Annotated in this window: 17 protein-coding genes and 1 pseudogene; 6 read left to right on the top strand and 12 right to left on the bottom strand. The window is 70.4% G+C overall.

Annotated elements, in window-relative coordinates; genetic code table 11:
- Positions 1 to 46: 46 nt before the first annotated feature.
- Positions 47 to 2,227 (top strand): heavy metal translocating P-type ATPase, encoded by a 2,181-nt coding sequence (locus tag ACX1D0_RS11840; protein ID WP_458995293.1) that lies wholly within the window; start codon positions 47 to 49, stop codon positions 2,225 to 2,227.
- Between the two features lie 211 nt (positions 2,228 to 2,438).
- Positions 2,439 to 3,827 carry a class II fumarate hydratase gene (gene fumC / locus ACX1D0_RS11835; protein WP_459018135.1) on the top strand — a complete coding sequence of 463 codons (1,389 nt, stop codon included), beginning with the start codon at positions 2,439 to 2,441 and terminating at the stop codon, positions 3,825 to 3,827.
- A gap of 144 nt (positions 3,828 to 3,971) precedes the next feature.
- Here fumC and ACX1D0_RS11830 read toward each other — a convergent pair whose 3' ends face one another.
- Positions 3,972 to 5,243 carry a glycosyltransferase gene (locus ACX1D0_RS11830; RefSeq protein ID WP_459018134.1) on the bottom strand — a complete coding sequence of 424 codons (1,272 nt, stop codon included), beginning with the start codon at positions 5,241 to 5,243 and terminating at the stop codon, positions 3,972 to 3,974.
- Positions 5,244 to 5,296: 53 nt separating this feature from the next.
- On the opposite strand from ACX1D0_RS11830, the gene ACX1D0_RS11825 reads away from it, so the two are divergent.
- Positions 5,297 to 6,367, top strand: coding sequence for a glycerate kinase (locus ACX1D0_RS11825; RefSeq protein WP_459018132.1), 1,071 nt, complete (start codon positions 5,297 to 5,299; stop codon positions 6,365 to 6,367).
- A 12-nt stretch (positions 6,368 to 6,379) separates the two neighbouring features.
- Here ACX1D0_RS11825 and ACX1D0_RS11820 read toward each other — a convergent pair whose 3' ends face one another.
- The 4 genes from ACX1D0_RS11820 to ACX1D0_RS11805 form a co-directional block, all read right to left on the bottom strand.
- Positions 6,380 to 7,885: a molybdopterin-dependent oxidoreductase gene (locus ACX1D0_RS11820; protein ID WP_459018130.1), complete on the bottom strand. Its 1,506-nt coding sequence runs from the start codon at positions 7,883 to 7,885 to the stop codon at positions 6,380 to 6,382.
- Positions 7,886 to 8,012: 127 nt separating this feature from the next.
- A complete protein-coding gene (cydD, locus tag ACX1D0_RS11815) occupies positions 8,013 to 11,423 on the bottom strand; it encodes a thiol reductant ABC exporter subunit CydD (RefSeq protein WP_459018128.1) in 3,411 nt (1,136 codons plus the stop codon).
- A 34-nt stretch (positions 11,424 to 11,457) separates the two neighbouring features.
- Positions 11,458 to 12,534, bottom strand: coding sequence for a cytochrome d ubiquinol oxidase subunit II (gene cydB, locus ACX1D0_RS11810; protein WP_459018127.1), 1,077 nt, complete (start codon positions 12,532 to 12,534; stop codon positions 11,458 to 11,460).
- A gap of 13 nt (positions 12,535 to 12,547) precedes the next feature.
- The gene (locus tag ACX1D0_RS11805; RefSeq protein ID WP_459018126.1) at positions 12,548 to 14,032 is read right to left on the bottom strand and encodes a cytochrome ubiquinol oxidase subunit I; all 1,485 of its coding nucleotides are present in this window, start codon (positions 14,030 to 14,032) and stop codon (positions 12,548 to 12,550) included.
- An 80-nt stretch (positions 14,033 to 14,112) separates the two neighbouring features.
- On the opposite strand from ACX1D0_RS11805, the gene ACX1D0_RS11800 reads away from it, so the two are divergent.
- Positions 14,113 to 14,469: a BlaI/MecI/CopY family transcriptional regulator gene (locus ACX1D0_RS11800; protein WP_459018125.1), complete on the top strand. Its 357-nt coding sequence runs from the start codon at positions 14,113 to 14,115 to the stop codon at positions 14,467 to 14,469.
- Positions 14,470 to 14,633: 164 nt separating this feature from the next.
- On the opposite strand, the pseudogene ACX1D0_RS11795 reads toward ACX1D0_RS11800, so the two are convergent.
- The 4 genes and pseudogenes from ACX1D0_RS11795 to ACX1D0_RS11780 all read right to left on the bottom strand — a co-directional run.
- Positions 14,634 to 15,479 (bottom strand): annotated as a pseudogene (locus tag ACX1D0_RS11795) (PPK2 family polyphosphate kinase); the annotation flags it as partial.
- A 63-nt stretch (positions 15,480 to 15,542) separates the two neighbouring features.
- Positions 15,543 to 17,060, bottom strand: a complete 1,518-nt coding sequence (locus ACX1D0_RS11790; RefSeq protein WP_459018124.1) for a potassium/proton antiporter — start codon at positions 17,058 to 17,060, stop codon at positions 15,543 to 15,545.
- Between the two features lie 188 nt (positions 17,061 to 17,248).
- Entirely contained in the window at positions 17,249 to 18,100 is an 852-nt protein-coding gene (locus ACX1D0_RS11785; protein ID WP_459018123.1) for a VOC family protein, read from the bottom strand.
- A gap of 27 nt (positions 18,101 to 18,127) precedes the next feature.
- On the bottom strand, positions 18,128 to 19,348 hold the full coding sequence (locus ACX1D0_RS11780) for an ROK family protein (protein WP_459018122.1): 1,221 nt from the start codon (positions 19,346 to 19,348) through the stop codon (positions 18,128 to 18,130).
- A gap of 72 nt (positions 19,349 to 19,420) precedes the next feature.
- Between ACX1D0_RS11780 and xylA the strand changes: the two genes are divergently transcribed.
- Complete coding sequence (xylA, locus tag ACX1D0_RS11775; RefSeq protein WP_459018121.1) at positions 19,421 to 20,590, top strand: xylose isomerase; 1,170 nt, start codon at positions 19,421 to 19,423, stop codon at positions 20,588 to 20,590.
- Between the two features lie 11 nt (positions 20,591 to 20,601).
- The gene (gene xylB, locus ACX1D0_RS11770; RefSeq protein WP_459018120.1) at positions 20,602 to 21,993 is read left to right on the top strand and encodes a xylulokinase; all 1,392 of its coding nucleotides are present in this window, start codon (positions 20,602 to 20,604) and stop codon (positions 21,991 to 21,993) included.
- Positions 21,994 to 22,365: 372 nt separating this feature from the next.
- On the opposite strand, the gene ACX1D0_RS11765 is transcribed toward xylB, so the two are convergent.
- The 3 genes from ACX1D0_RS11765 to ACX1D0_RS11755 are packed head-to-tail and all read right to left on the bottom strand — an operon-like array spanning position 22,366 to position 26,677.
- Positions 22,366 to 24,348 carry an ABC transporter ATP-binding protein gene (locus ACX1D0_RS11765; RefSeq protein WP_459018119.1) on the bottom strand — a complete coding sequence of 661 codons (1,983 nt, stop codon included), beginning with the start codon at positions 24,346 to 24,348 and terminating at the stop codon, positions 22,366 to 22,368.
- Positions 24,345 to 26,090, bottom strand: a complete 1,746-nt coding sequence (locus ACX1D0_RS11760; protein WP_459018117.1) for an ABC transporter ATP-binding protein — start codon at positions 26,088 to 26,090, stop codon at positions 24,345 to 24,347. The genes ACX1D0_RS11765 and ACX1D0_RS11760 overlap by 4 nt, the downstream gene beginning before the upstream one ends.
- A complete protein-coding gene (locus ACX1D0_RS11755) occupies positions 26,087 to 26,677 on the bottom strand; it encodes a TetR/AcrR family transcriptional regulator (RefSeq protein WP_459018115.1) in 591 nt (196 codons plus the stop codon). Before ACX1D0_RS11755 ends, ACX1D0_RS11760 begins: the two co-directional genes overlap by 4 nt.
- Positions 26,678 to 26,705 lie beyond the last annotated feature (28 nt).

The following is a 26,705-nucleotide window of genomic DNA, read 5'->3' as shown; positions in this document are numbered from 1 at the left end:
CGTGTCCGCGCGTACCTTCGCGCCCTGAATCCGGAAAGGGCCTGCCATGGCCGGTTCCACCATCCAGCTCGACATCCAGGGCATGACCTGCGCCTCCTGCGCGGCCCGGATCGAGAAGAAGCTCAACAAGGTCGACGGCGTCACCGCCACCGTCAACTACTCCACGGAGCGGGCCACCGTCGAGGCGCCCACGGGCATCACCGCGCAGCGGCTCATGGAAGTGGTGGCTCAGGCGGGTTATGGCGCCACGCTGCCGGTCCCGGAGGCGGAGAAGGCCGACGAGGCGGCCGCGCTCAAGCCGCGGGTGCTGTGGTCCTTCGCGCTCAGCGTGCCGGTGGTGGTGGTCTCCATGGTGCCGGCCCTCCAGTTCCCCGCATGGCAGTGGGTGGCGCTGGTGCTCTCGAGCGTCGTGGTCCTGTGGCTGGGCCGCGGCTTCCACCAGGCCGCGTGGACCAACGCCCGCCACGGCACCACCACCATGGACACGCTGGTCTCGATGGGCACGCTCACCGCCTACGCGTGGTCCCTCTACGCGATGGTCTTCGGCCACGCCGGCATGATCGGGATGACGCACGAGTTCTCGCTCAGCCTCAGCCGGCAGGACGCCCGCGGATTCATCTACTTCGAGGCCGCCGTCACCATCATCTCCTTCCTCCTCCTGGGCCGATGGATCGAGGCCCGCGCCAAGACCGAGTCGGGGGCGGCGCTGCGCGCGCTGCTGGAGGTGGGCGCCAAGCAGGCCACCGTCGTCGTCGACGGCGGCGAACGCCTAGTGGACGTCAAGACCCTTCGCGTGGGGGACCTGATCGTGGTGCGGCCGGGCGAGAAGGTCGCGGCCGACGGCGAGGTGGTGGAGGGGCGCTCCGCCGTCGACGCCTCGATCATGACCGGCGAGTCGCTGCCGGTGGAGGTGGAGCCCGGGGCATCCGTGGTGGGCGGATCGGTCAACACGACGGGGCGGCTGGTGGTGCGCGCCACCGCCGTCGGCGCCCAGTCGCAGCTGGCGAGGATCGCGGCCATGGTGGAGGAGGCGCAGACCGGCAAGGCCGAGGTGCAGCGCCTCGCGGACAAGGTCTCCGGCATCTTCGTGCCGATCGTGCTGGTGATCGCCGCGCTCACGCTCGCCGGCCACCTGCTGGTGGGCAACGGGGTGACGATGTCGCTGTCGGCGGCCATCGCCGTGCTGATCATCGCCTGCCCGTGCGCGCTGGGCCTGGCCACGCCGTCGGCTCTGATGGTGGGCACCGGCCGCGGCGCCCAGCTCGGCACCGTGATCCGCGGGCCGCAGGTGCTGGAGCGCGCCCGCCGGGTGGAGACGGTGGTCTTCGACAAGACCGGCACGCTCACCAGCGGGCAGATGTCCGTGGCCGGTGTCGAGCCGGCCGACGGCGTCACCCGCGAGGAGCTACTGGAGCTCGCCGCCGCCGTCGAGTCCGGCTCGGAGCACCCGATCGCCCAGGCCATCGTCGCCGAGGTGGAGCGGCCGGGGGCTGTGACGGACTTCGTCAACGTGCCCGGGCGCGGGGTGCGCGGCGTGGTGGACGGGCGTGCGGTCTTCGCCGGCTCCGCCGCCTTCATGGCGGACCTCGGGCTGGCCCCGATGGCAGGGGAGGCAGGCCAAGTGGGCAGCGTCGTGGAGGTGGCCGATGAGCAGCGCATCCTCGGCCGGATCATCGTGGGCGACACCGTCAAGGAGTCCGCAGCCGCGGCCATCCGCGAGCTCAAGGCGCTGGGCCTGCATCCGGTGCTGCTGTCCGGGGACAACGAGCGCACCGCCCGCGCGGTGGCCGCCCAGGTGGGCATCGACGACGTGCGGGCGGGGGTGACTCCGGAGGGCAAGGTCGCGGCGATCAAGGAACTGCAGGCCGCGGGCCGGCAGGTGGCCATGGTGGGTGACGGCGTCAACGACGCGGCGGCCATCGCGCAGGCGGACCTGGGGATCGCGATGGGCACCGGGACCGACGCCGCGATCGCGGCGGGCGACATCACGCTCATGCGGCACGACCTCATGGCCGCCGTCGACGCGGTGAGGCTGTCGCGGGCCACGCTGCGCACCATCAAGTCCAACCTGGTGTGGGCGTTCGGCTACAACACCGCCGCCATCCCCCTGGCGGCGCTGGGGATGCTGACCCCCATCATCGCCGGCGCGGCCATGGCCTTCTCGAGCGTCTTCGTGGTCCTGAACAGCCTTCGGTTGAAGGGATTCCGGGGGGTCAAGGCCCGCTGACTGGGGGTGTTGTCATCCCGCGTCAAGAAAGGGTCAAGGACCCCGAAAACCCAGTACCGGGAGCGCGCGCGAGAGGCCCCGGATCGGGTACTGTTAGCGCGACACCCGATGGTGTCACCAAAGACCGCCCGACCGCTGCCGCCCCCCCAAGGGCAGCGGTCGGGCTCTTTTTTGTGCCGTGACGCACCACCGGCGCGGGTAGGTTGGGCCCATGAGCACCCGCATTGAAACCGACTCCATGGGCGAGGTCCCGGTCGACGACGACCGCTACTGGGGCGCGCAGACGCAGCGCAGCCTGCACAACTTCGACATCGGCCGCGACACCTTCGTCTGGGGACGCGCCATGATCCGCGCCCTCGGCGTGCTGAAGAAGGCCGCGGCGCAGGCCAACGCCGAGCTGGGTGAGCTCCCCGCGGACCGGGCAGAGCTCATCGCGCAGGCCGCCGACGACGTGATCGCCGGCCGCCTCGACGACCACTTCCCGCTGGTGGTGTTCCAGACCGGCTCCGGCACCCAGTCCAACATGAACTCCAACGAGGTCATCTCCAACCGCGCCATCGAGCTGGCCGGGGGAGTGCGCGGCTCGAAGACGCCCGTGCACCCCAACGACGACGTCAACCGGGGCCAGTCCTCCAACGACACCTTCCCCACCGCCATGCACATCGCGGTTGTGACGGAGCTGAACGAGCGGCTCTATCCGGCCATCGCCCGGCTCCGCGACGTGCTGGCGGCCAAGGCGGGGCAGTACGACGACGTGATCATGGTGGGCCGCACCCACCTGCAGGACGCCACTCCGGTGCGACTGGGCCAGGTCTTCGGCGGCTGGGTGGCGCAGCTGGACTTCGCCGTCGAGGGCGTGCGCCACGCCGACGGCCGGGCGCGGGACCTGGCGATCGGCGGCACCGCCGTCGGCACAGGGCTGAACGCGCACCCCGACTTCGGGCGCCTGGCCGCCGAAAAGATCACCGCGGAGACCGGGCTGGAGTTCCGGCAGGCCGAGAACCTGTTCGCGGCCCTCAGCGCCCATGACTCGCTCGTGGAGGTCAGCGGGGAGCTGAGGGTGCTGGCCGACGCGCTCATGAAGATCGCCAACGACGTCCGGTGGTACGCCAGCGGCCCGCGCAACGGCATCGGGGAGCTGAACATCCCGGAGAACGAGCCCGGCAGCTCGATCATGCCCGGCAAGGTCAACCCCACCCAGTCGGAGGCGCTCACCATGGTGGTGGCGAGGGTGTTCGGCAACGACGCCGCCGTCGGCTTCGCGGGTAGCCAGGGCAACTTCCAGCTCAACGTGTTCAAGCCGGTGATGGCGCACGCCGTGCTGGAGTCCATCCGGCTGCTGGCCGACGGGGCCCTGTCGTTCACCGAGCACTGCGCCGTCGGGATCGAGCCCAACCTGCCGCGGATCCAGCAGAACCTGGAGACCAACCTGATGCTGGTCACGGCCCTGAACCGGCACATCGGCTACGACAAGGCTGCCAAGATCGCCAAGCAGGCGCACAAGGAGGGCACGTCGCTGCGGGAGTCGGCGCTGGCCAACGGGCTGACCGGCGAGGACTTCGACGCGTGGGTCGTCCCGGGGGACATGACCGGGCCGTAGGGATCGCCGTCGTGCACGAATAGACGGCCTTTCCGCACTTCGGGCGCATGGAGGGGCTCGAAGTGCGAGTGTCGCGGCGTGTCGTGCACGGTGAGGCGCGGGTGGGAGCGTGCGGGGTGCGAGTGTGGAGGCCGCCCTCGCGCCTCAGCGGGTGGCCGCGACCTCGGCGTACAGCCTCAGCAGTTCGGCCGCCTGGGACTCGATCGTCCACTGCGACGCCAGCTCGACGGAGCGTGCAGAGGCGCGCGCGCGCCAGGCCTCGTCGGGGAGCCGGTCGATGACGCGCATGAGCCCGGCGGCCAGCGACGCGGCGGTGGGGCGCGTGATCTCGCCGTTGACCCCCGGCTCGATCACCAGCTGCAGCTCATGGTCCACGCTCACGATCGGCAGCCCGGCCAGGGCGGCCTCGTGCAGCACCAGCGCCTGGGTGTCGGTGAGGCTGGGGAACGCGAACACGTCCGCCATGCCGTAGTAGGCACCCAGCGCGTCGCGCTTCTGCTCACCCGGGAGGATGATCTTCCCGGCCGCCTTGCCCTCGGCCAGCACCTTCTTGATGCGCGTGTAGCGCTCCCAGTCCCCCACGACGCATAGCCGGGCATCCGGGCGTTGCGCGTGCACCAGGTTGAACGCCTCAGCGAGCAGCGGGATGCCCTTCTCCGGCGCGATCCGCCCGGCGTACAGCACCAGTGGACCGTCGGGGTGGGGGAACGGCGGCGGGCCGGGCGGGAGCGGGTCCACCCCGTTGGGCACCACGAGGATGTTGGCGTCGGGCGTGATGAGACGGAGGCGCTTGGCCGTCTTGGGCGACGGCGTGGTGATGAGGGTGGCCGTCTCCAGCATCTTCTCGCAGACGCTCAGCAGCGACGCGGTGGACCGGCCGCGGTCCTCGTAGCGGATCTCCGCGAGCCGGATGTCCTCCGCGCTGACGAACTGGCCTTTGGTGATCCGCGCGAAGGCCCGCAGCACCCCGGTCAGCAGGGGGAGGACGGCGGAGTAGTGGTCCGCGTAGGCGTCGAAGTCTGTATGCCAGGTCATCATCATCGGAATGCCCAGGCGGCGCGCGGCCCACGTGCCGAGGAGGCCGACGGTGCCGAACCCGTGCACGTGGAGGACGTCCGGGCGCATCTCGGCGATCTGATCGATGGTGCGCTCGAAGTGGCGGCCGTTGGCCACGCGCGTGGGCATCTTCGGCACCCGGACCGAGGGCAGCCGGATCTCCGTGCGGCCGGGGCGGCCGTGGTGCGGGTTGGGGCTCCTGGTCTCCGGGGCCACGACGATCACCTCGTGGCCGGCGTCCAGGAGATTGCCCTCGAGCTGCTGCACGGCGAACATGAGCCCGTTACTGCCAGGCCCGTAGTTGTCCGTGAACTGGGCCACCTTGAGGCGGCGGCCAGGCTCGGCGGCGGGAGAGGTCACCCGGTCACTCTATCGGCTCACCGCGGCGCCGTCGGCCCTCTAGGCTTCCGGCCATGCACGTTGTGATCGCGCCCGATTCGTTCAAGGGGACGCTGACCGCGGCGGAGGCGGCCGCACGGATCGCCGCCGGCTGGCTGCACGTCCGCCCGCGCGACACCGTCGCACTCCATCCCATGGCCGACGGCGGGGAGGGCACGCTGGAGGCGTTCGCCGCGGTGCCAGGTGCCGAGCGGATGCCGGTGCGGGTGGTGGACGCGGTGGGGCGCGCGCGGGAAGCGTCGTGGCTGCGGCTGCCCGACGGGACGGGGGTCGTCGAGCTGGCGGCGACGTGCGGGATCGAGGGCCTGGATCCGCTCGATCCCCGCGGCGCGCATACCACCGGGTTCGGCATGGCGGTGCGGGCGGCGATCGAGGCCGGGGTGTCGCGGCTGCTGCTGGCCATCGGCGGGAGCGCCTCCACCGACGCCGGCGCGGGGCTGCTGGTGGCGCTCGGGGCGCGGTTGCTCGACGACGCGGGGCGCGAGGTCACCTCGCCCGGCAACGGGGCGCTGCCGCGGGTGGCGTCGGTCGACCTGTCGGTGATCGTGCCGCCCCCGGCCGACGGCGCGGTGGTCCTGTCGGACGTGACGAATCCGCTGCTCGGCCCCCTGGGTGCGGCGGCGGTGTTCGGTCCGCAGAAGGGCGGAGGTGAGATCGTCGACGAGCTCGAGGTCAACGTCGGGCGCTTCGCGGAGCTGCTGGGCGGCGACGTCGAGGCGCCGGGGTCAGGGGCCGCCGGTGGTGCCGGGTTCGCGCTGCAGCGGTGGGGCGCGACGACGGAGTCCGGCGCGCGCGCGGTCGCGGAGGCTGTGGGGCTGGTCGACGCGCTCGTCGGCGCGGACCTGGTGATCACGGGCGAGGGCCGCTTCGACAGCCAGTCCGCGGGCGGCAAGGTGGTCTCCGTGGTGCGTGAGCTGGCCGGGGACGCGAGGGTCGCGGTGATCGCCGGGCGCCTGGACGCCCCCGTCGACGGGCTCGCAGGCGCCGTGTCGCTGTGGGACCTGGCGGGGGAGCGGGCGCTGACGGACGCGGCGGCGGTCGCGGAGGAGGCGGGTCGCGCGCTGGCTGCGCAGGTCGCTTCCTGACGCAGGGCCGCCTCATGCCTCCACGGTGACGCTGATCTGGTGGTATCCCTCGGCGCCGTCGGGGAACGGATCGGCCGGACCGGGCAGCTGCGGGGTGCCGGTGGCGTCCACCACCCGCACGGCGAGGAGGTGTTCGCCCGGGCTCGCGTCCCAGGGATAGGTCCACTGACGCCACATGTCGACGCCCGCGTCCGGTCCCTCGGTCGCCTCGCGCCAGGGCTCGTCGTCGACGCGGACCTCGATCCTCGAGATGCCGATCCCCTGCGCCCATGCCACGCCGGCAACGGCGACGCGGCCGGCGGGCACCGCGGCCCCCTGGCGTGGCACGTCGATGCGGCTGGCCGGCTTGACCGGCCCGCGCTCGCCCCAGCCCCGCACGGTCCAGTAGGCCTTGTCGCGGGCGAAGGTGGTGACGGTCAGGCCCGTGACCCACTTCGTCGATCCGACGTATCCGTACAAACCGGGCGTCACGAGCCGCACCGGCGCGCCGTGGTTGCGGGGGAGCGGCTCACCGTTCATGCCGACGGCCAGCAGGGCCATCCGGTCGTCCGTCAGCGCCTGGAGGGGGGTGGAGATGGTGAACCCGTCGACCGACCGGCTCAGCACCATGTCCGCGCCGGCCTCCGGGCGGGCCAGCGCCAGGACGTCGGCCACCCGCACGCCCAGCCATCTGGCGGCGCCGATGTACTCCCCTCCCACCGGATTGCTGACGCACAACATGGTGATGTCGGCCTCCACCACGTCCATGGCCACGAGCTGGTCCCAGGTCAGGGTCACCGGGCGCTCCACCATGCCGTCGACCGTCAGGCTCCACTCGCGATAGCTGAGGTTCGGTGGGCTGAGCGAGGTGTCGATGCGGTAGAACTCGCGTGTGGGGGTGTAGAGCCGCGACACTCCCTCGACCGTCGACTCCAGTCCCGCGGCCCGGGCGGGGAGCGGGTCCAGCGGCACCGGCAGGACGGGTGGCCCCACGGGCGCGACGGTGGGCACGAGCTCTGCGGCGCCGAGCCCGACCAGCGCCGCCCCGCCCCCGGCGGCGCCGACCAGCAGCCGCCGTCGGCTCAGGGCCGCCGGGGCCACGTCGTCGGCCGCCGCGGTGACGCGCTGGAATGCGGTGAGGACAGCACCGCCCACCACGACCGCCGCCACCGACGGCAGGGCCCAGAGCGGCGTGGCCTCAGGGTCGGCGAGCGCGGCCACCAGGCACAGCGCCCCGAGCGCCCCGGCCGCCACCCACGCCCCTGTCAGCGAGCGGGTGGCGAGGCGGCCCACGGCCAGGCCGAGCAATGCGACGACGGCGGCCACACCCGCGAGGAGGATGGCCTTGTCCGCAGTCCCCAAGGTGCTGACCGCCCACTCCTTGACCGGGGTCGGGGTCAGGTCGACGATCCGGTTGGCGACGGCGATGAGGGGAGAGGAGCCCGACGACACGAGCGCCGACAGGCCGTGCCCCACGCCCAGCCCGGCCGCTACCGCAGTCAGGCCCTCAAGGGCGGGCAGGCGTCCTCGCTCTGGCATGTCTCCATAGTGCCCCCTGCGCCAAAGGCTGCGGTCAGGCATTTGGGTTGAGCCGGACACGGCTCTGCTTGACTGGTCTTGAGCCGGACACGGCTCTCGACGGGGTGTCTCGAGCCTGATCCGAGGCTCAACCCGCGAGCGGCCCCGATGTGAACGATCCACGCCCCGCGAGATCCAGATCCGGCTCAACACCGGCAGCGGGAGGCTCGCCAGGTGCGACGGCCAGAGTGTGCACGCGGGTGCAGCGGGCGATCAGATCCGGGTCGTGCGTGAGGACCAGCACCGGAACCGCGGCGAACTCGCGCCACACGTCGTCCATCAGCGCGGTGGCCGTCTCGCGGTCCAGATGCTCGGTGGGCTCGTCGAGGATGACGAGGTCGGGTGCGCCGACCAGAAGCCGCGACAATGCCAGTCTCCGCCGCTCCCCGCCGCTCAGCGTCATGCCCGCCTCGCCGATGCGCCGCTGCGGGTCCATCTGCAGGCCGGCACGGGCGAGGGCGGCGCGGATGTCGTCGTCGGTTGCGTCGCGGTTGCCGATCCGCACGTTCTCCGCGACCGTCGTGGCGAAGATGTGCGCGTCCTGGGCCAGGTACCCCACGCGGCCGCAGCGCCGCACCTCGCCGGCCAGCGGCGGGATGAGGCCCATCACCGTGGCCGCCAGCGTGGTCTTCCCCACACCCGAGGGCCCGACGACGGCCACCTGCTCCCCCGGCTCCACAACGAGGTCCACCCCGTGCTGCACCGGCCCGGCGCCCGGCCACCCCACCGCGACACCAGTGACCTCCAGCCCCGGCGCGCCGTCGCCGTCGGCCGCCGCGTCTCCACTGCCGACGGCGGGCTCGGCCAGGACCTCGTCGAGCCGGTCCAGCGCGGACCGGGAGCGGGTGTAGGTCTGCGCGGCCTGCGCGAACGTCGCCAGCACCTCATGGAGCGCCAGGGGGGTGAGCGCCAGGACCGCCAGGAACCGGGGGTCGAGCTCGCCCGATGCGACGGCGCCCGTGCCGAACCACAGCGCCGCCAGCACCGCGACCCCGGCCGCCACCACCTGACCCGCCGTCGCCACGCCCCGGATCCAGGCGCCGTGCGCCTCCTGAGCGCGCAGCTCGTCGTCGACGGCGAGCAGCCGGCTCAGCGTGGGGCCCTGCGCTCCATAGGCCACGAGATCCCCGGACGTGCGAGCCAGCTCGCGCACCCCGTCGGCCAGCCGCCCCCGCGTGGGAACGGCGGCCGTGTCCACGCCACGGCTCACGCGCTGCGTCCACAGCGGGAGGACGACACCGGCAAGCAGGGCCGTGACGAGCAGGGCGGTGGCGCTGGGCCAGTTGACGACCGCGAGGATGAGGACCGCGGCCAGCACGACGGTCGCGGCGGAGACGAGCGGGATCACCACGCGCACGACGAGGTCCTGGATGGCCGCGACATCTGCCACGACGCGGGTGAGCAGGTCACCGCGGCGTCGCCCGATCAGCGTGGTGCCGCTCAGCTTGTCGTAGAGCCGTACGCGGAGCGCGCCCTGGAGACGGAGGGCGACATCGTGGCCCACGAGCCGCTCCACGTAGCGGAACACGCCGCGCGAGATGCCGAACGCGCGCACGCCCACGGCGGCGGGTTGCAGGTACAGGACCGGGGGAGCCATCGCGGCGAACGAGATGAGCCACGCGGACACGCCCATGAGCGCCACGGACGACGCGGAGGCCAGGGAGGCGACAAGGATCGCGAGGAGGAAACGGGACCGGGCTCTGGGGACGGAGGCCAGGAGGTCGCGGAGGAGGTTGGCGGGGGAGCCCGGCGGGCAGACCGCCGGAGGCGACCCGTCGGTACGGCCCGCGCCGCTTCGCGGGCGAACCCCTCCGTCGTCGGGCCCGGGGCGGCGCCCAGGTACCGTGGCAGGGCGGGCCACCCCCTCGGTGGGGCCAGGACGCGTGGGGGCGGGGGCGGCCGCGACGACGACCCGGTCAGCCGCTGCCAGGACGGCCGGCCGGTGGCTCACGATCAGCGCGCCTGCGCCGGTGGCACGCACCGCCTCGATGACCCGCGCTTCCGTCTCGGCGTCCAGCCCGGCGGTGGGCTCGTCGAGCACCAGCAACCGCGCGCCCGAACGGACCCGCACCAGCGCCCGTGCCAGCGCCACGCGACGACGCTCGCCCGCGGACAGGCCCTCGCCGTCGTCGCCGACGGCCTTGTCCGGCCCGAAGTCCGCGCCGGCGTCGGCCAGCGCGCGCCCTACGTCCTCGGCCGTCGCACCCGGCGACCCCAGCGCGACGTTGTGGCCCACGGTTCCGTTCAACATCCCCGGCTCCTGCGCCACCCACGCCAGCTGCGCCCGCCACGACGCGAGGTTCACCGTCGTCAGGTCCACGCCGTCGACGGAGACCCGCCCCGACGCCGGCGCCAGGAACCCCAGCGCCATGGCCAACGCCGTCGACTTGCCGCCGCCGGAGGCTCCGGTCAACGCAACCACCTCACCGGGCGCCACCTCGACCGTCAGGGCCTCCACGGCGGGAGTGGCCGCGCCCGGGTAGCTGTAGGCCACGTCGTCGAGGCGCAGTACCCCTCCCCGTGGCGCGGCCACGGTGCCGGCGTGCGCCGAGGCGCCGTCGATCACCTCGAACGCCGCGTCGGCGGCGGTCACCCCGTCGGCGGAGTCGTGGAAGTGCACGCCCACCTGCCGCACCGGCAGGAAGGCCTCCGGGGCGAGGATGAGGACGAAGAGTGCGGTGGTGAAGTCGACGTCGCCGTAGACCAGCCGGAACCCCACCGTCACCGCGACCACCGCCACCGACAGCGTGGCCAGCAGCTCCAGCGCGAACGACGAGAGGAACGAGATGACCAGCGTCTTCATCGTGGCCTCGCGGTACTGCTCCTCGCCCAGCTCCACCCCGCGCCGCTGCGCCCGCGCCCGGGCGAAGGCCTGCAGGGTTGGCAGCCCGGCGATGAGGTCCGCGAAGTGGTTGGCCAACCGGTCCGCCACCGCGAAGCTGCGCCGCGTGGCCTTCTCCGTGGTCCAGCCGATGAGCGCCATGAACACCGGGATGAGCGGGAGCGTGAAGGCGACGATGATCGCCGAGGGCCAGTCCGCCAGCAGGATCGCGCCGCCGACGATGAACGGGACGGTCGCGGCGAGGCCGAGCTGCGGCAGGTACTTGGAGAAGTAGCCGTCCAGCGCGTCGACGCCCTGCGTGACGATGCGGATCAGCGAGGCCGACGACGTGGCGCCGACGGGGGTGTCGAGGCGGGCGGCGAGGATGTCGCGGCGTAGCTGGGACTTCACGGCGGCCGCGGAGCGGTGGGCCAGGGTGGAACTCAGCCAGGCGAGCAGCCCCCGGCCAAGGAACACGGCGGCCAGCGCGGCCAGCGCCCCGGGCCAGCCGACCGGCAGTGCCCGGGCATCGAAGGCGCGCGTGATCCAGTCCGCCAAGACCCTGGCCTGGACGATGAGCAGCACGGCGGTGGCGAGGCCGACGAGCACCGTCGCCACCATGAACCACCGCGTGACCCTGCCTCTGCGGAAGAGTCTGGGATGGATCGGGCCTGCCACCGGGCCAGTCTCCCACAGCCCCTCAACGGTTCCCTCAGTGAGCCGCGACCACCTCGTCGGGGATGTTCTTCGTCGAGATGCGGCGGCTGAACACCCAGTAGGACCACGCCTGATAGCCCAGCACGATCGGCACGAAGATCACCGCGGCCCACGTCATGATGGTGAGCGTGGTGTCCGACGACGCGGCGCTGAGGATGTTGAGGCGCTCGTCGACGGCGACCCCCTCGTCCTGCGCGAAGCCCAGGTTGCCGTACATCTTGACGAAGATCCCGACGAACAGCGTGACGACGGAGGTGCCGGTGAGAATGAAGCCCCAGCCGTCGCGGCCGCTACGGATCATCACGGTGGCGCCGAGGATGGCGAGGATCGAGATGACGCCCACGGCCCACACGATGAGGGAGAAGTCGCCGAACTCGGAGGTGGCCGGGTAGAACACGTTCTGGCTGATCACGAACAGCGCGACCAGCGCGGTGGCGATCCAGCCCACCTTGGAGCCGAAGGACTCGGCGCGCTCGTGGATGTGGCCCTTGGTCTTCAGCGCGATGAACGCCGAGCCGTGCACCAGGAACAGCACCACCAGCATCACGCCGCCGAGCAGCGCGAAGGGTCCGAACAGCCCCCAGAACGAGCCGTTCCACAGCAGGCCGTCGTTGGCGAGGCCGATGACGAAGTTGGCGAACCCGACGCCGAACACCAGCGACGGCAGGAACGAGCCGACGATGGCGAACCAGTCCAGCATCGCCCGGTAGCGGCTGTCGGGGTGCTTCGAGCGGTACTCGAAGGCCACGCCGCGCAGGATGAGGCCGACGAGCACCAGGAGCAGCGGCAGGTAGAGCCCGGAGAATAGCGAGGCGTACCAGCCGGGGAAGGCCGCGAACATCGCGCCGCCGGCCGTCAGTAGCCACACCTCGTTGCCGTCCCACACGGGACCGATGGTGTTGACGATGACGCGCTTGTCCTTGTCGTTCCTCCCGAGGACGGGGATCAACATGGCGACGCCGTAGTCGAAGCCCTCGAGGAAGAAGTAGCCAAGCCACAGCACCGTGAGGAGCAGGAACCACACCAGGGGCAGCGCGGGGACGGAGACGGTTGCTTCAAGCAGAGTGGTCATCTCGGTGTCTCTCTCAGTACGCGAACGTCAGCGGGGCGTCGGCATCGGTCTGGACCTCGACGGGCGCGACCTCGGGCAGACCCGCCTTCGCGTACTTGAGGAACAGCCACACCTCGATCACGGCGAGCCCGCCGTAGATGAGCGTGTACACGATCATGGAGAACGCCACCTCCGCGACGCTCGCGGTCGGCGACACGCCGGCGGCCGTCGGCATCACTCCGGCGACGATCCACGGCTGGCGACCCATCTCGGTGAAGATCCATCCGAACGAGATCGCGAACAGCGGCAGCAGCGGCATGGCGAACATCAGCAGGGTCCACACCAGTCCGGGCTTCGGCAGCCGGTCCTTGCGGGTCACCCACAGCGTCAGCGCGCCGATGGCCATGCCCATCATGCCGAGGCCGATCATGAGCCGGAAGGTCCAGTAGGACACCGGGACGATGGGCATCGGGTCGATGTCCGGGTAGTTGGCGGCGAGTTCGTCGGCGTACTGCTCCTGGATGGAGGTCTGCGTCCCGTCGAACTGCCGGAAGCCGTCGGTGGTGTACTCCTCGCGCAGGTCGTTGATGCCCTTGACCTCTTCGTGGCCCGACAGGATGGAGAGCAGGCCGGGCACCTTGATGGCCCAGACCTCCTCGGTGCCGTCGAGGTTGCCGATGGTGACGATCGAGAACGGCGCGTTGCGCTCGGTGTTGAACAGCGCCTCGGCCGCGGCCATCTTCATGGGCTGCACCTGCGTCATGGCCTTGGACTGCAGGTCGCCGCTGATGATCGTGACGACGGAGGCGGCCAGCAGCACCCACGCGCCCAGGCGCACGGCGAACCGGTAGGTGTCCGCGTCGCCCGGCTTGGCCTCGCCGTCCCGGTTGATCCTGGCCAGGTGCCAGCCGGCGATGCCGGCCATGAGGCCTCCGGCCACCATGTACGACGACGCCATGACGTGTGGGAACGTGACGAGGAACACGGGGTTGGTGAGGACCTCGAGGAAGCCGGCGACACCGTCGAGCTCGGCGCGCCCGTTGTTGAACACGGTGCCGACGGGGTTCTGCATCCAGGAGTTGGCTGCGAGGATGAACACCGCGGAGAGCATCGTGCCGATGGCCGCCATGTAGATGGTCATCAGGTGGATCTTCTTCGGCAGCTTGTCCCAGCCGAAGATCCACAGCCCGATGAAGGTGGATTCCAAGAAGAATGCCAACAGCGCCTCGAGGGCGAGCGGGGCGCCGAACACGTCACCGACGAACCGGGAGTACTCGGACCAGTTCATGCCGAACTGGAATTCCTGCACGATGCCGGTGACCACGCCGAGCGCGAAGTTGATGAGGAAGAGCTTTCCGAAAAACTTCGTGAGCCGCAGGTAGGCGTCCTTGCCTGTGCGCACCCAGATTGTCTGCAGTACCGCCACCAGCATCGACATCGCGATGGTGATGGGGACGAAGAGAAAGTGGTAAACAGTGGTGATCCCGAATTGCCACCGTGCCAGGCTCACAGCATCCATGCTCGGATCGTACTACGGGGGGTCGTAATTCAACAACCAAGTCCATCCGAGAGGTGACTCCGCCGTTTATGCTTGGCCCCATGCCGTCACGTGGAGAACTTGAGCAGCGCGTCATGGAGCTGCTGTGGGCTTCCGACGTGCCCAGATCCGTCGCCGATGTCCACCAGGACCTGAGCGCCGAGCGGGAGCTGGCCTACACCACCGTCATGACGGTGCTGGACCGCCTGGCGAAGAAGGGCCTGGTCTCGCGTGAACTGATCGCCCGCGCGTGGCAGTACCGGCCCACGTCGTCGCAGGCCGAGGTGGTGGTGCGCGACCTCATGCGCCAGCTCGAGCGTGTGCCGCTGCAGGTCCGAGCCGAGGCCCTGCGTCGCCTCGCGGATTCCCTGACCGACGAGGAGCGGGCGGCGCTGGCCGGCCCGGTCCCCATCGGCTGAGCGGGGGATCAGCCGGACCCGTCCTTCTTGGACGTCTTCTTCCGATTCTTCTTGCCGTTCCCGGTGTCCTTCTTGCCGTTCCCGGTGTCCTTCTTGCCGTTCCCGGTGTCCTTCTTGCCGTTCCCGGTGTCCTCCTCGGTCTCGGCGAGTGCTTCGGGCGACATGGTCGCGGCCAGCCGTCGACGCTCCACCTCAGGGTCCCAGTCCGCCGCGGGCCACTTGAGGTCCATGTCGACGAGGGTGCGCGTGAGGATCTCAGTCGCCGCCAAGCGCGAATACCACTTCTTGTCAGCGGGCAGGACGTACCAGGGGGCGTGCTCCGTCGAGGTGAGCCGGAACACGTCGGCATACGCTTCCTGGAAGGCGTCCCATTTCAGGCGGGTATCGACGTCTCCCGGGTTGTACTTCCAGTGTTTATCCGGGCGATCGATGCGCTCCATCAGGCGCTTTCCCTGCTCGTCGCGAGACACCATGAGGGCGAACTTGAGGATCACCGTGTCGTCGTCGGCGAGAGCCTTCTCCCAGGCGTTGATCTCGTCGTAGCGTGCGCGCCAGACATCCTCCTCCACCAGCTCCTCGACGCGCACGACCAGCACGTCCTCGTAGTGCGAGCGGTCGAACACCCCGATGAGGCCAGGCTTGGGCAGGCCCCGCTCGATCCTCCAGAGGTAGTGGTGGCTGCGCTCCTCCTCGGTCGGGACCCCGAAGCTGCGCAGGGCCACGCCCTGCGGGTCCACCATCCCCATGACGTGGCGCGTGATGCCGCCCTTACCGGCGGTGTCGAGGCCCTGCACGATAACCAGGATCCTGCGGTTGCCACCGGAGCGGCCGTGGGCGAACAGGCGCTCCTGGAGCTCGGACATCAGCTCCCCGCGCTCTGCCATGGTGTCCTCGGCCTCATCCTTGTCGCCCGTCCACCCGGGTGTGCCCGCTCGATCGAACGTGGAGAGATCGAAGCCCGGCCGGACGCGCAGCAGCGCGCGGGGGTCATCACTCCAGAAGTCGGTCATGCGTTGTCCTTTCCTCGAAACCCCATTCTGGCCCGGGTCCCGGCTCCAGGGGCGGGGTTCGGCTCAGCGGTCGTCGGTCAGGCGACGACGGTTGCGTCCCGACGTCACCCACCGCGCGAGCGCCCCGCCCTCGTGGATGAGCTCGAGCCGGCGTTGCGTGCGCTCGAGGAGGTCCGTGCGGACGGCGAGGAGGACCTGGTCGTTCTCCCGCAGCCGGGTGGCCCTGTCCGGGACCAGCACGTCGTCACCGCGGATCACCATGGACGCGACCGCACCGCGGGGCAGCCGGAGGTCGTCGACGTACATCCCGGACAGCCGGCTCCCGGGCGGCACGGTGACCTGGACCAGGGCGGCGTCGATCCCCTCCAGTGGGGAGGAGTCGAAGGTCACCGGATGCTGCGAGATGGCCTCCGTCACGCCCATCCACCGGGCCAGCCGGGGGAGTGTCGGTCCTTGCAGAAGCGTGAAGGTCACCACGAGCAGGAAGGTGACATGGAAGATGTGGCTCGCGCGGGGGAGTTGCTCGGTGAGCGGGATCGTCGCGAGCATGATGGGCACCGCTCCGCGGAGCCCGGCCCAGGAGGTGAACACCTTCTCCCGCCATGGCACCCTGAACGGTGCCAGGCAGAGCCACACCGAGATCGGTCGGGCCACGAACGTGAGGACCGAGCCGATGACGAGCGCGTCGACGACGGCGCCCGGCAGCTCCGACGGGGAGGCCAGCAGCCCCAGCATGATGAACAGCGCGATCTGCGCCAGCCATGCGAGGGACTCGGTGAAGCCCTCCGTCGTGGCGTGGTGCGGCAGCGTCTGGTTGCCGAGCCAGATCCCGGCCACGTACGCCGCCAGTAGTCCGGAGCCTCCCGCGACCCCGGCCGTCGCGAAGGCCACCATCGCGATGGTGAGGGTGGCCAGCGGGTAGAGGCCGGCCGAAGGGAGCGAGATGCGCATGAGCAGGAGTTGCCCGAGGCGGGCGATGACCAGGCCGATCAGTGCCCCCGCGACGAGCTGGAAGGCGGCCGTACCCACCATCGAGGCCACGGACCCCTCGTTCCACGCGTCCGAGGCGACGACGATGACGAGCACGATCGTCGGGGGATCGTTGAAGCCTGATTCGCCCTCGAGCGTGGTGCGGACGCGGCGCTTGATCGGCAGGCGGCGCAGGATGGCGAAGACGGCGGCCGCGTCGGTGGAGGACACCATCGCGGAGAGCAGGATCGCAGTCCGCAGGTCCAGCCCGAGGATGAGGACGGCGAACGCGGAGGCCACGGTGACGCTGATCAGGACACCGGCCGTCGCGAGAAGCCCAGCCCTCAGCGCTACTGGACGGAGGTCCGCCCAGCGCGTGGTGAAGCCGCCGTCCGTGAGGAGGACGGCCACCGCGAGGAGCGCGAGATTGAAGGCGAGCTGGGTGTCGTCGAAGAGGATGCCGAGGCCGGACTCGCCGATGATGAGCCCGATGCCGAGATAGAGCAGCATCCCGGGCATGCCGCTGCGGGAGGAGATGCGCACCGCGATCACGCCGGCCAGGAACACGCCCGAGACGGCCAGCACGACGAGATTGAGCTCCTCGTGGGTCATGGTCTGGCTCGCGTGGTGCGCATCGGGGACCCTTCGGCCGGTGGGCTAGAGCTTAGCGGCCGATAGGCGTCCAGCTCCAAGGTTCATCGGCCGGGGAACGCGGAAACGATCCTCCAGTGCGGCTGTCCCCGCTTCGGTATGAGCAGGGGCGGCCGCACTGGAGGATCGTTTCCGCGGGGCGGGCTACCTCAGCCGACGGTGAGGCGGATCTCGTTGCGCCAGGGGTCGAGCGCGGTGAGGGTGCGGCCGTCGAACGTGGGACGGTGCCCGGCGAACCTCAGCCGCTCGTCGGTCTTGCCCAACTCCTCGGCGGTGGGCACGAGGATGTCGACGACCCCCATGCCCAGCGTGTTGTGCCGCGGGCCGGCGCCCGCCGAGTTCCACACGTTCATCGCCATGTGATGGTGGTACCCACCCGCGGAGACGAAAAGGGCGGACCCTCCGAGGGTCGCCGTCTGGTCGAAGCCCAGGGCGTCGACGTAGAAGGCGCGGGCGGTCGCGACGTCGCCGACCTGCAGGTGCACGTGGCCGAGTTGCGCCTGCGTGGGCGGCAGGCGGTCCGGGTCCGTGCCGGCCAGGTGCTTGGCGACGAACTCCGCCGGGTCGATGTAGAGGGTGGCCATCTGCACCTGGTTGCCGGTCCACTGCCACTGGTCGCGCGGGCGGTCGTGGTAGAGCTCCACGCCGTTGCCCTCGGGGTCGGTGAAATAGAAGGCCTGCGAGACGAGGTGGTCCCCGGTGCCCGCGTAGGTGTCGGGGTACTTCTGGTACATCTGCACCAGCACTGAGGCAAGGGCGGGCAGCTCGTCGTAGAGGACGGCGGTGTGGAACAGGCCGGCGTCGGTACGGCGGGCGGGCCGCAGGTCCTTGGACTCGGTGAGCCGGACGATGGGCGTGGCGCCGTGGCCCAGCGTGACGGCCCCGGGCTCGTCGGCCAGGGGCTCGAGGCCGACGCCGTCGGTGTAGAAGGCGATCATGGTGGGCATGTCCCGGACGCGTAGCTCCAGGCGACCCATGCGGGTGTCTGCGGAGAGGCTCATGCCTCCATCATATAGTTAAAGCTTCAACTAATCAAGACCGTGTGTGGTCCAGCGGCCCGGATCGTCCAGCACCCGCTCCAGCGCGATGTACGCCGCGCCGAAGGCGGGCGTGGCGTGATCCGGCGGCACGGCCAGCAGCGTCGGCTCCGCGAACGGTCGTGCCAGCAGCCGCGTGTCCAGCTCGTGCATGATCTGGGGGCGGTACTGCTCGGTGAAGAGTGCGAGATCGCCGCCCAGGACGACGGTGGTGATGTCGAGGAGGTTGCCTGCGTTGGCCAGCGCCAGGCCCAGGGCGCGCCCGGCTTCCCGGATGGCGTCGACGGCGCGGGGATCGTCGTCGAGGTAGGCCTGGCGGACCTCGTCGATGGTGGACACCCCGACGAGCTCGGTGAGGGCGCGGGTGCCGGCGTAGCGCTCGAGGCAGCCCGTGGCACCGCAGCCGCACCGTGGTCCGTCGGGTGAGATGCAGACGTGGCCGATCTCGCCCGCCCATCCGCGGGTGCCGAGGGAGACCTTGCCGTCGCTGACCAGTGCCGAGCCGATGCCCGCCTCCCCGGACAGGTAGAGGAACGTGCCGAGATCCCCCGGGTGGCCGGGGCGCTCGCGGCTGACGTAGATGGCGGCGCTGTCGGCCTCGTTGGTGACGCCGAACGCGACCGACTCCACCTGCGGGAGCCCCCCGTCGCGGAGGAACGGCCTGGGGTCGACGTTGCGCCAGCCGAGGTTGGGGGCTCTGAGCAGCATGTTCGTGGCGGCGTCGACGAGGCCCGGCACGGCGAGCTCGATGCCCACCAGCGTGGCCCCGGGGGGCATGGCCGCGAGGCAGTCGCGGCCCAGGCCGGCCAGCTGCGCGAGCGTGCGGGCGGGGTCGGCGCCGACGTGGTCCTCCAGCAGGTCCGCCTCGGCGACGACGGTCCCGCCCAGGTCCACGAGCCGAGCCGCGCTGTGGCCGACGTTGATCTCCAACCCCAGGGCCATGAGGGTGCCCGCACGCGGGTGCAGCGGGACCGACGGGCGGCCGCGCCGATTGGACGGCACCGGCTCGGATTCCGTCACGATCCCGGCGGCCACCAGCTCGTCCACCATGCGCGACGCGGTCGAGCGGGTCATTCCGGTGGCCTTGGCGACATCGGCCCTTGCCAAGGGGGTGTCGCTGGCGTAGATCCGGCGTGCGACCAGCGAGAGGTTGCTGGCGCGCAGGTTGCCCTGGCGGGCCACGCCGCTGCTGGGCTCGAAAGTGGTGCGCATGCGCTTGACTCTAGCTCAGATCCGTTATAAGTTCAGGACAGAAACAATATCGCTCTCGATGAGGAGATCAGCATGACCGATCAGCCCTACAAGTTCTCGTTCGGCCTCTGGACCGTCGGATGGCGTGGCACCGACCCGTTCGGCTCCGACACCCGGCCCGAGTTCGACCCGTGGCACTACGCCGACAAGCTCGCCGAGCTCGGCGCCTGGGGCATCACGTTCCACGACAACGACATCTACCCCTTCGACGCCGACGAGGCCACCGCCAAGGGCCGGATCAAGCAGCTCAAGGACGCCTGTGACAAGTCGGGCCTGACCATCGAGATGGTCACCACCAACACGTTCAGCCACCCCATCTTCAAGGACGGCGGCCTCACCTCCAACGACCGGGCGGTCCGTCGCTTCGGGCTGAAGAAGATCCTGAACGCCGTCGACATCGCCGCCGAGGTGGGTGCGTCCACGTTCGTGATGTGGGGCGGCCGCGAGGGCGCCGAGTACGACACCTCCAAGGACTACTTCGCGGCCCACGCTCGCTACGCCGAGGGCCTGGACACGATCGCCGGCTACATCAAGGACAAGGGCTACGACCTGAAGATCGGCCTCGAGCCCAAGCCCAACGAGCCCCGCGGCGACATCCTGCTCCCGACGATCGGGCACGCCCTCGGCCTCATCGCGACGCTGGAGCACGGCGACATCGTGGGCCTCAACCCCGAGGTGGGTCACGAGCAGATGGCCAACCTCAACTACACCACCGGCCTCGCGCTGGCGCTGTACGCGGGCAAGCTGTTCCACATCGACCTCAACGGCCAGCGCGGCCTGAAGTACGACCAGGACCTGGCCTTCGGTCACGGCGACCTCATGAGCTCGTTCTTCACCGTCGACCTCCTGGTCAACGGCTTCCCCGCCAGCCCGGACGCGCCCCGCTACGAGGGCCCCATCCACTTCGACTACAAGCCCAGCCGCACCGAGGGCGTCGAGGGCATCTGGGACTCGGCGAAGGCGAACATGGAGACCTTCACCCTGCTGGCCGAGCGCGCCCGCGCATTCCGCGCCGACCCGGCAGTCCAGGAGCTCATGCGCCAGGCCTCGATCTTCGAGCTCGCCGAGCCCACGCTCGCCGAGGGTGAGACGGTCGCGGACCTGCGCGCCGCCGAGATGCCTGATCCCGACGAGAAGGGTGCCCGCGAGTACCACTTCGTCGAACTGCAGCAGGCCGCCGTCCGCCACCTGCTCAAGGCCTGAGGGGTTAAGCCGTGACGCTGGTCGCCGGCGTCGACACGTCGACGCAGTCGTGCAAGGTGTTGGTGGTTGACGCCGACACCGGTGAGATCGTCCGCCAGGGCGCAGCCGCCCATCCCGACGGGACGGAGGTGCACCCGGATCACTGGTGGACCGCCTTCCAGTCGGCCTCCGCCGCCGCGGGTGGGCTCGACGACGTCGCCGCGATCAGCGTCGGCGGCCAGCAGCACGGCATGGTCGCGCTGGATGCCTCGGGTGAGGTCATCCGGCCGGCCCTGCTCTGGAACGACACCCGGTCCGCCGACGCCGCCCGTCAGCTCCGTGAGGAGTTCGACGGGTGGGTCCCGGCGGTGGGGTACCTCCCTTTGGCATCGTTCACCAACACCAAGCTCCGCTGGATGGCGGACGCGGAGCCGTCGAATGTTGAGCGGGTGGCCGCCGTCGCGTTGCCGCACGACTGGCTGACGTGGAAGATCCAGGGGTCCGGGGTTCTGACGGATCTGGTCACCGACCGGTCCGACGCGTCGGGCACGGGCTACTTCGATTCGGTGGCCAACGAGTACCGCCGTGACCTGCTGTCGTTGGCGCTGCGGCGCGACGCGTCGTCGGTCGTGCTCCCGCGGGTACTCGGGCCGTCCGAGGGCGTCGACGGCGGGCGCTGGCTGCTCGGCCCCGGCTGCGGCGACAACGCGGGCGCGGCCCTGGGCCTGGATCTCCGGCCCGGTCAGACGAGCGTGTCGCTCGGCACGTCCGGGGTTGTCGCGGCAGTGTCGTCGACGCCGGCCTACGACGAGTCCGGGCTCGTGAACGGATTCGCCGACGCCTCCGGTTCGTGGCTCCCGCTGACCGCCACCCTCAACGCGGCCCGGATCCTCGATGCGGCGCGTCGGGTGCTGGGGGTCGACTTCGACGAACTGTCGCGGCTGGCGCTGTCGGCCCCGTCGGGTGCCGAGGGGCTAGTCATGGTGCCGTGGTTCGAGGGGGAGCGGACGCCGAACCTCCCCGACGCGACGGCGTCGCTGGTGGGGATGACGCTGAAGAACTTCACGCCGGAGAACGTGGCCAGGGCCGCCGTCGAGGGGCTGCTGTGCCTGATGGGCGAGGGTCTGGAGGCGATCCGCCGGCTCGGCGTCGCCATCGAGCGCGTCAGCCTGATCGGCGGCGGGGCGAAGTCGGAGGCAGTGCGTCGGCTGGCTCCGGAGGTGCTGGGGGTCCCCGTCGACGTTCCGGCCCCGGCCGAGTACGTCGCCCTGGGCGCGGCGCGCCAGGCGGCGTGGGCGCTGTCGGGGTCGCGGCCTGCGTGGGCGTCGTCGTCGACGGAGTCGTACCAGGCGGAGTCGCGGCCGGAGATCGGGTCGCGCTACCGCGAGGTCGCGGGGAGGCTGGCCGAGTCCAACGGCTGGTGATCCTCAACCTTTCGCCGTTCCTACGTTCCTGACGCATCGCCGTTCTCAACGCATCGCCGTAGGCGAAGCCCTTGTCTGGGTATGGGCGTGGATCCGGGAGCCGAGGACCGGGCGGCCCGTTGTGTGCGGCTCTCGCTGTTGGCGCCGGCCCCAGCGTTGGTCGCGTAGAGGAGCCGCCCGGTCCTCGGCTCCCGGTTCCGCGCGTCGTCCTGCTGTGGCGCGGCTGGTGTTCCTCCAGGGCGGGTCTCAGGCGCATGAGGGGCCCGGATGCCCTCCTGGAGGAACACCGGCCGCAGGTCCTGATGCCCTCTCCGCGCCCCGCGACACCCCCGAAACGCCACACCCACCTCCTCAGGAGGCGTCGAGAGCGGATCAGGCGGCCGTCTCCTCCTCGATCGCTGCGTTGAACTGCGACTGGTAGAGGTCGAAGTACGCACCCCTCGCGTCGAGCAGCTCGTGGTGCGTGCCCTGCTCAACGATGCGCCCCTCCTCCATGACAAGAATCAGGTCCGCGTCGCGGATGGTCGACAACCGGTGCGCGATGACGAACGACGTCCGCCCAGTGCGCAGGGCCGCCATGGCGTGCTGCACCAGCACCTCGGTCCGCGTATCCACCGACGAGGTGGCCTCGTCAAGAATCAGCAGCGCCGGATCCGCGAGAAACGCCCGCGCGATGGTGATCAGCTGCTTCTCGCCGGAGGAGACGTTGGAGCCCTCCTCGTCGATCACCGTGTCGTAGCCCTTCGGCAGCGAGTGCACGAACCTGTCCACGAACGTGGCCCGCGCGGCCGCGAGGATCTCCTCTTCGGTGGCGTCCGGACGGCCGTAGGCGATGTTGTCGCGGATGGTGCCGCCGAACAGCCACGTGTCCTGCAGCACCATGCCGATGTTGCCGCGCACCTCGCCGCGCGCCACCGTCGAGATGTCGACGCCGTCGATCAGGATCCGGCCGGATTGCAGGTCGTAGAACCGCATGATGAGGTTGACCAGCGTGGTCTTTCCCGCGCCGGTCGGCCCGACGATCGCCACCGTCTGACCGGGCAGAGCGGTCAACGACAGGTCCTGGATCAGCGGATGCTCGGGCTTGTAGGAGAACCCGACGTGGTCGAACACCACATCCCCCCGCGACACCTTCAGCTCGCCTGCGGGCTCCTCCGACATCTCCTCGGAGTCCAGCAGTTCGAAGACCCGTTCCGCCGAAGCGACGCCGGACTGCAGCAGGTTGGCCATCGACGCCACCTGTGTCAACGGCTGCGTGAACTGGCGGGAGTACTGGATGAACGCCTGCACGTCGCCGATGTTCATCCGCCCCGACGCCACCCACAGGCCACCGACGACGGCGATGACCACATAGTTCAGGTTCCCGACCAGGAACATGACCGGCATGATGATGCCGGAGATGAACTGGGCGCCGAAGCCCGCCTTGTAGAGCTCCTGATTGCGGACCTGGAACTCGGCCTCGACCTCCTTCTGGCGGCCGAACACCTTGACCAGCGAGTGGCCGGTGAAGGCCTCCTCGATGTGCGCGTTGAGCTCTCCGGTGGACTTCCAGTTCTGCGCGAACAGCTTCTGGGAGCGCTTCCCGATGACGGAGACCACCACCATGGCGATGGGCACCGACACCAGCGCCACGAGCGCCAGGATGGGGGAGATCCAGAACATCATGATCAGCACGCCGATCACCATGAGCAGCGAGTTGAGCAGCTGCGACAGGGTCTGCTGCAGGGTCTGCGACACGTTGTCGATGTCGTTGGTGACGCGGCTGAGCACCTCGCCGCGCGGCTGCTTGTCGTAGTAGGACAGCGGCAGCCGGTCCAGCTTGGCGGCCACCTCGCGGCGCATCTGGTAGATCGACTTCTGCACCGCGCCGTTGAGGACCCAGCCCTGCACGTAGGAGAAGATGAACGACACGACGTAGAGGCCGAGCACCCACAGCAGGATGCCGCCGATGGCCCCGAAGTCGATGCCCTCGCCGGGGACGAAGTCCAGGTTGCGCAGCAGGTCCGCGAAGTCCGCGTTCCCCTCGGCGACGGCGCGGTCCACGACCTGCTGCTTGCTCACCCCGGCGGGCATCTGGCCGCCGATGATGCCGGACAGCATGAGGTCTGTCGCCCGACCGAGGATCTTGGGGCCGACGACGCTGAGCGCCACCGACAGCACGCCCATGGCGATCGCCAGGATGATCCCGGCGCGCTGGGGGCGGAGATGCCCGAGCAGCCGTCTGACGGACACCTTGAAGTTGGCGGCCTTCTCGCCGCTGCCCGCCATCGGGCCGTGACCGGGGCCACCGCGAAGGGCGGGGGCGTGCTTGGGGCGTTCGTTCGCCTTGACGGGGATGGCTCTGTTCTCGCTCATGCGGCGGCCTCCTCGGCGCTCAGCTGGGATTCGACGATTTCGCGGTACGTCTCGTTGGACGCCAGCAGTTCCTCATGGGTACCGCGACCGACGATCTCGCCGTCGTCGACGACGAGGATGCGGTCGGCCGCGATGATGGTGGACACACGTTGGGCGACGACGAGGACGGCCGCGCTCGCGGTCTCGGGCTTCAGCGCGGCGCGCAGCCGGGCGTCGGTGGCCACGTCGAGGGCGGAGAAGGAGTCGTCGAAGATGTAGACGCTCGGCTTCTTCACCAGTGCCCGGGCGATGGCCAGACGCTGTCGCTGCCCCCCGGAGACGTTGGTGCCGCCCTGGGAGATGTGCGCCCCGAGTTGGTCGTCCTTCTCGAGCACGAACGCCTCCGCCTGCGCGACGCGGAGCGCGGACCACAGGTCCTCGTCGGTGGCGTCCGGCTTGCCGTACCGCAGGTTGCTGGCGATGGTGCCGGTGAACAGGTAGGGCTTCTGCGGCACGAGGCCGATCCGGGCCCACAGGGTGTCCGGGTCCAGGTCGCGCACGTCCACGCCGTCGACGAGCACTCGGCCACCCGTCGCGTCGAACAGGCGGGGGATGAGGCTGATCAGGGTGGTTTTGCCGGCCCCGGTGGAGCCGATGATCGCGGTGGTGGTGCCGGGGGTCAGCTCGAAGGAGACGTCCCGGAGGACCGGCGACTCCGCGCCTGGGTAGGAGAAGCTCACCCCGTCGAAGACGACGTGCCCGCGCTCCCCCGTGGGCGCCACGGGATTCGTCGGAGGGGCGACGGAGCTCTCGGTGTCGAGGACCTCCATGATGCGGTCCGCGCAGACGGCGGCGCGGGGCGCCATGACCAGCAGCATCGTCGTCATCATGACCGAGATGAGGATCTGCATGAGGTAGGAGATGAACGCGGTGAGCTGACCGATCTGGATGTCTCCGGACTCGATGCGCTGGGCGCCGAACCACATCACGCCCACGGTGGAGACGTTCATGATGAGCCCGACGAAGGGGAACAGGAAGGCCATGAGCCGTCCGACGGTGGTGGTGGTGTCGACGAGTTCGGCGTTGGCCTTGTCGAATCGGCGGGCCTCGTGGGGTTCGCGGACGAAGGCGCGCACCACCCGGATGCCGGTGATCTGCTCGCGGAGGACGCGGTTGAGGGTGTCGATCCGCTTCTGCATGGTCTCGAACAGCGGGCCCATGTTGACGATGAGGATGGTGATGCCGGCGCCCAGGACCACGACGGCGGCCAGGATGATCCACGACAGCCCGGCGTCCTCGCGCAGCGCCATGAAGACGCCGCCCACCATGGTGATGGGGGCCGAGACGAGCATGACGGCGCTCATGAGCACCAGCATCTGGACCTGCTGCACGTCGTTGGTGTTGCGGGTGATCAGCGACGGGGCGCCGAACTTGTTGAGCTCGCGGGCGGAGAAGGAGAGGGCTCGCTCGAAGATGGCGGCCCGGACGTCGCGGCCGAACTGCATGGCCGCGTTGGCGCCGGCCCACACGGCGGCGATCTGTGCGGCGCCCTGGACGGCCGACAGCGCCAGCATGATGCCGCCGGTTCCCCAGATGAAGTCCGTGTTGCCGGTGACGACGCCCTCGTCGATGATGCGGGCGTTCAGGGTGGGCAGGTACAGCGACATGATGGTCGCGATGGTCTGCAGCACGATGACGATCGCGAGGAGCCCCCAGTAGGGGCGGATGTAGCGGTTGATGAGCCGCCCTAAGCGGGAGATCATGCGGTGTCCTTTCGGAGCGCCCCGTGGAGCGCGAGGCGGGCGAGGTCGTCGAGTGAGAGTGACGACGAGACGAAGCGTGAGGCGTGCCCGACGGCGAAGGTGCGCAGCAGCGTCGCGAAGGCGTCGAGGGGGATCGTGATCCGAGGTGCGTGCGGCTCGAACGCCTCTGTCATCCAGGCGTCGAGCTCGGCCGTGCGGGCCTCGAGTTCGGTGCGGGCGCATTGCGCGGCGTGCGGGGCGGTGTGCTTCGCTGCTCCGTGTGCGGCCACGAACATGGTGTGCACCGAGTGCAGGTACTGCTCGATGAGCTCGATGGCGGCGCGGGTCTGGGTCTCGATGTCGCCGGTGAGGTCCGACGCGGCCAGGTGGGTGGCCAGCCGCTCGGCGGACAGTGCCTCGCTGATGGTGGCGGAGATGAGGTCGTCGAGTGAGTCGAAGACGCGGAAGATCGTGCCCTCGGCCACGCCGGCGGCCTCTGCCACCATGCGGGTGGTGAGCGCCTGGCCGTGCTTCTCCAGGAGCGGGATGCTTGCTTCGACGATGGCCGCCCGGCGCTGTTCGGGGGGCATGGGTGCTGCTCGGGTCACGGGACGAGTGTAGTGAGTGAACACTCAC

Source organism: Tessaracoccus pujii (assembly GCF_054483895.1).
The sequence above is the reverse complement of the archived record's forward strand: the minus strand, read 5'-3'. Positions and strand labels throughout refer to the sequence as shown.

Bases quoted from the DNA above. Each gene is read 5' to 3' on its own strand.
- ACX1D0_RS11840 (WP_458995293.1), top strand. From the start codon at position 47: ATGGCCGGTTCCACCATCCAGCTCGACATCCAGGGCATGACCTGCGCC.
- ACX1D0_RS11760 (WP_459018117.1), bottom strand. From the start codon at position 26,090: ATGATCTCCCGCTTAGGGCGGCTCATCAACCGCTACATCCGCCCCTAC.
- ACX1D0_RS11790 (WP_459018124.1), bottom strand. From the start codon at position 17,060: ATGACCCACGAGGAGCTCAATCTCGTCGTGCTGGCCGTCTCGGGCGTG.
- ACX1D0_RS11825 (WP_459018132.1), top strand. From the start codon at position 5,297: ATGCACGTTGTGATCGCGCCCGATTCGTTCAAGGGGACGCTGACCGCG.
- xylA (WP_459018121.1), top strand. From the start codon at position 19,421: ATGACCGATCAGCCCTACAAGTTCTCGTTCGGCCTCTGGACCGTCGGA.
- ACX1D0_RS11765 (WP_459018119.1), bottom strand. From the start codon at position 24,348: ATGAGCGAGAACAGAGCCATCCCCGTCAAGGCGAACGAACGCCCCAAG.
- ACX1D0_RS11785 (WP_459018123.1), bottom strand. From the start codon at position 18,100: ATGAGCCTCTCCGCAGACACCCGCATGGGTCGCCTGGAGCTACGCGTC.
- cydB (WP_459018127.1), bottom strand. From the start codon at position 12,534: ATGACCACTCTGCTTGAAGCAACCGTCTCCGTCCCCGCGCTGCCCCTG.
- ACX1D0_RS11805 (WP_459018126.1), bottom strand. From the start codon at position 14,032: ATGGATGCTGTGAGCCTGGCACGGTGGCAATTCGGGATCACCACTGTT.
- fumC (WP_459018135.1), top strand. From the start codon at position 2,439: ATGAGCACCCGCATTGAAACCGACTCCATGGGCGAGGTCCCGGTCGAC.
- ACX1D0_RS11800 (WP_459018125.1), top strand. From the start codon at position 14,113: ATGCCGTCACGTGGAGAACTTGAGCAGCGCGTCATGGAGCTGCTGTGG.
- ACX1D0_RS11780 (WP_459018122.1), bottom strand. From the start codon at position 19,348: ATGCGCACCACTTTCGAGCCCAGCAGCGGCGTGGCCCGCCAGGGCAAC.
- ACX1D0_RS11820 (WP_459018130.1), bottom strand. From the start codon at position 7,885: ATGCCAGAGCGAGGACGCCTGCCCGCCCTTGAGGGCCTGACTGCGGTA.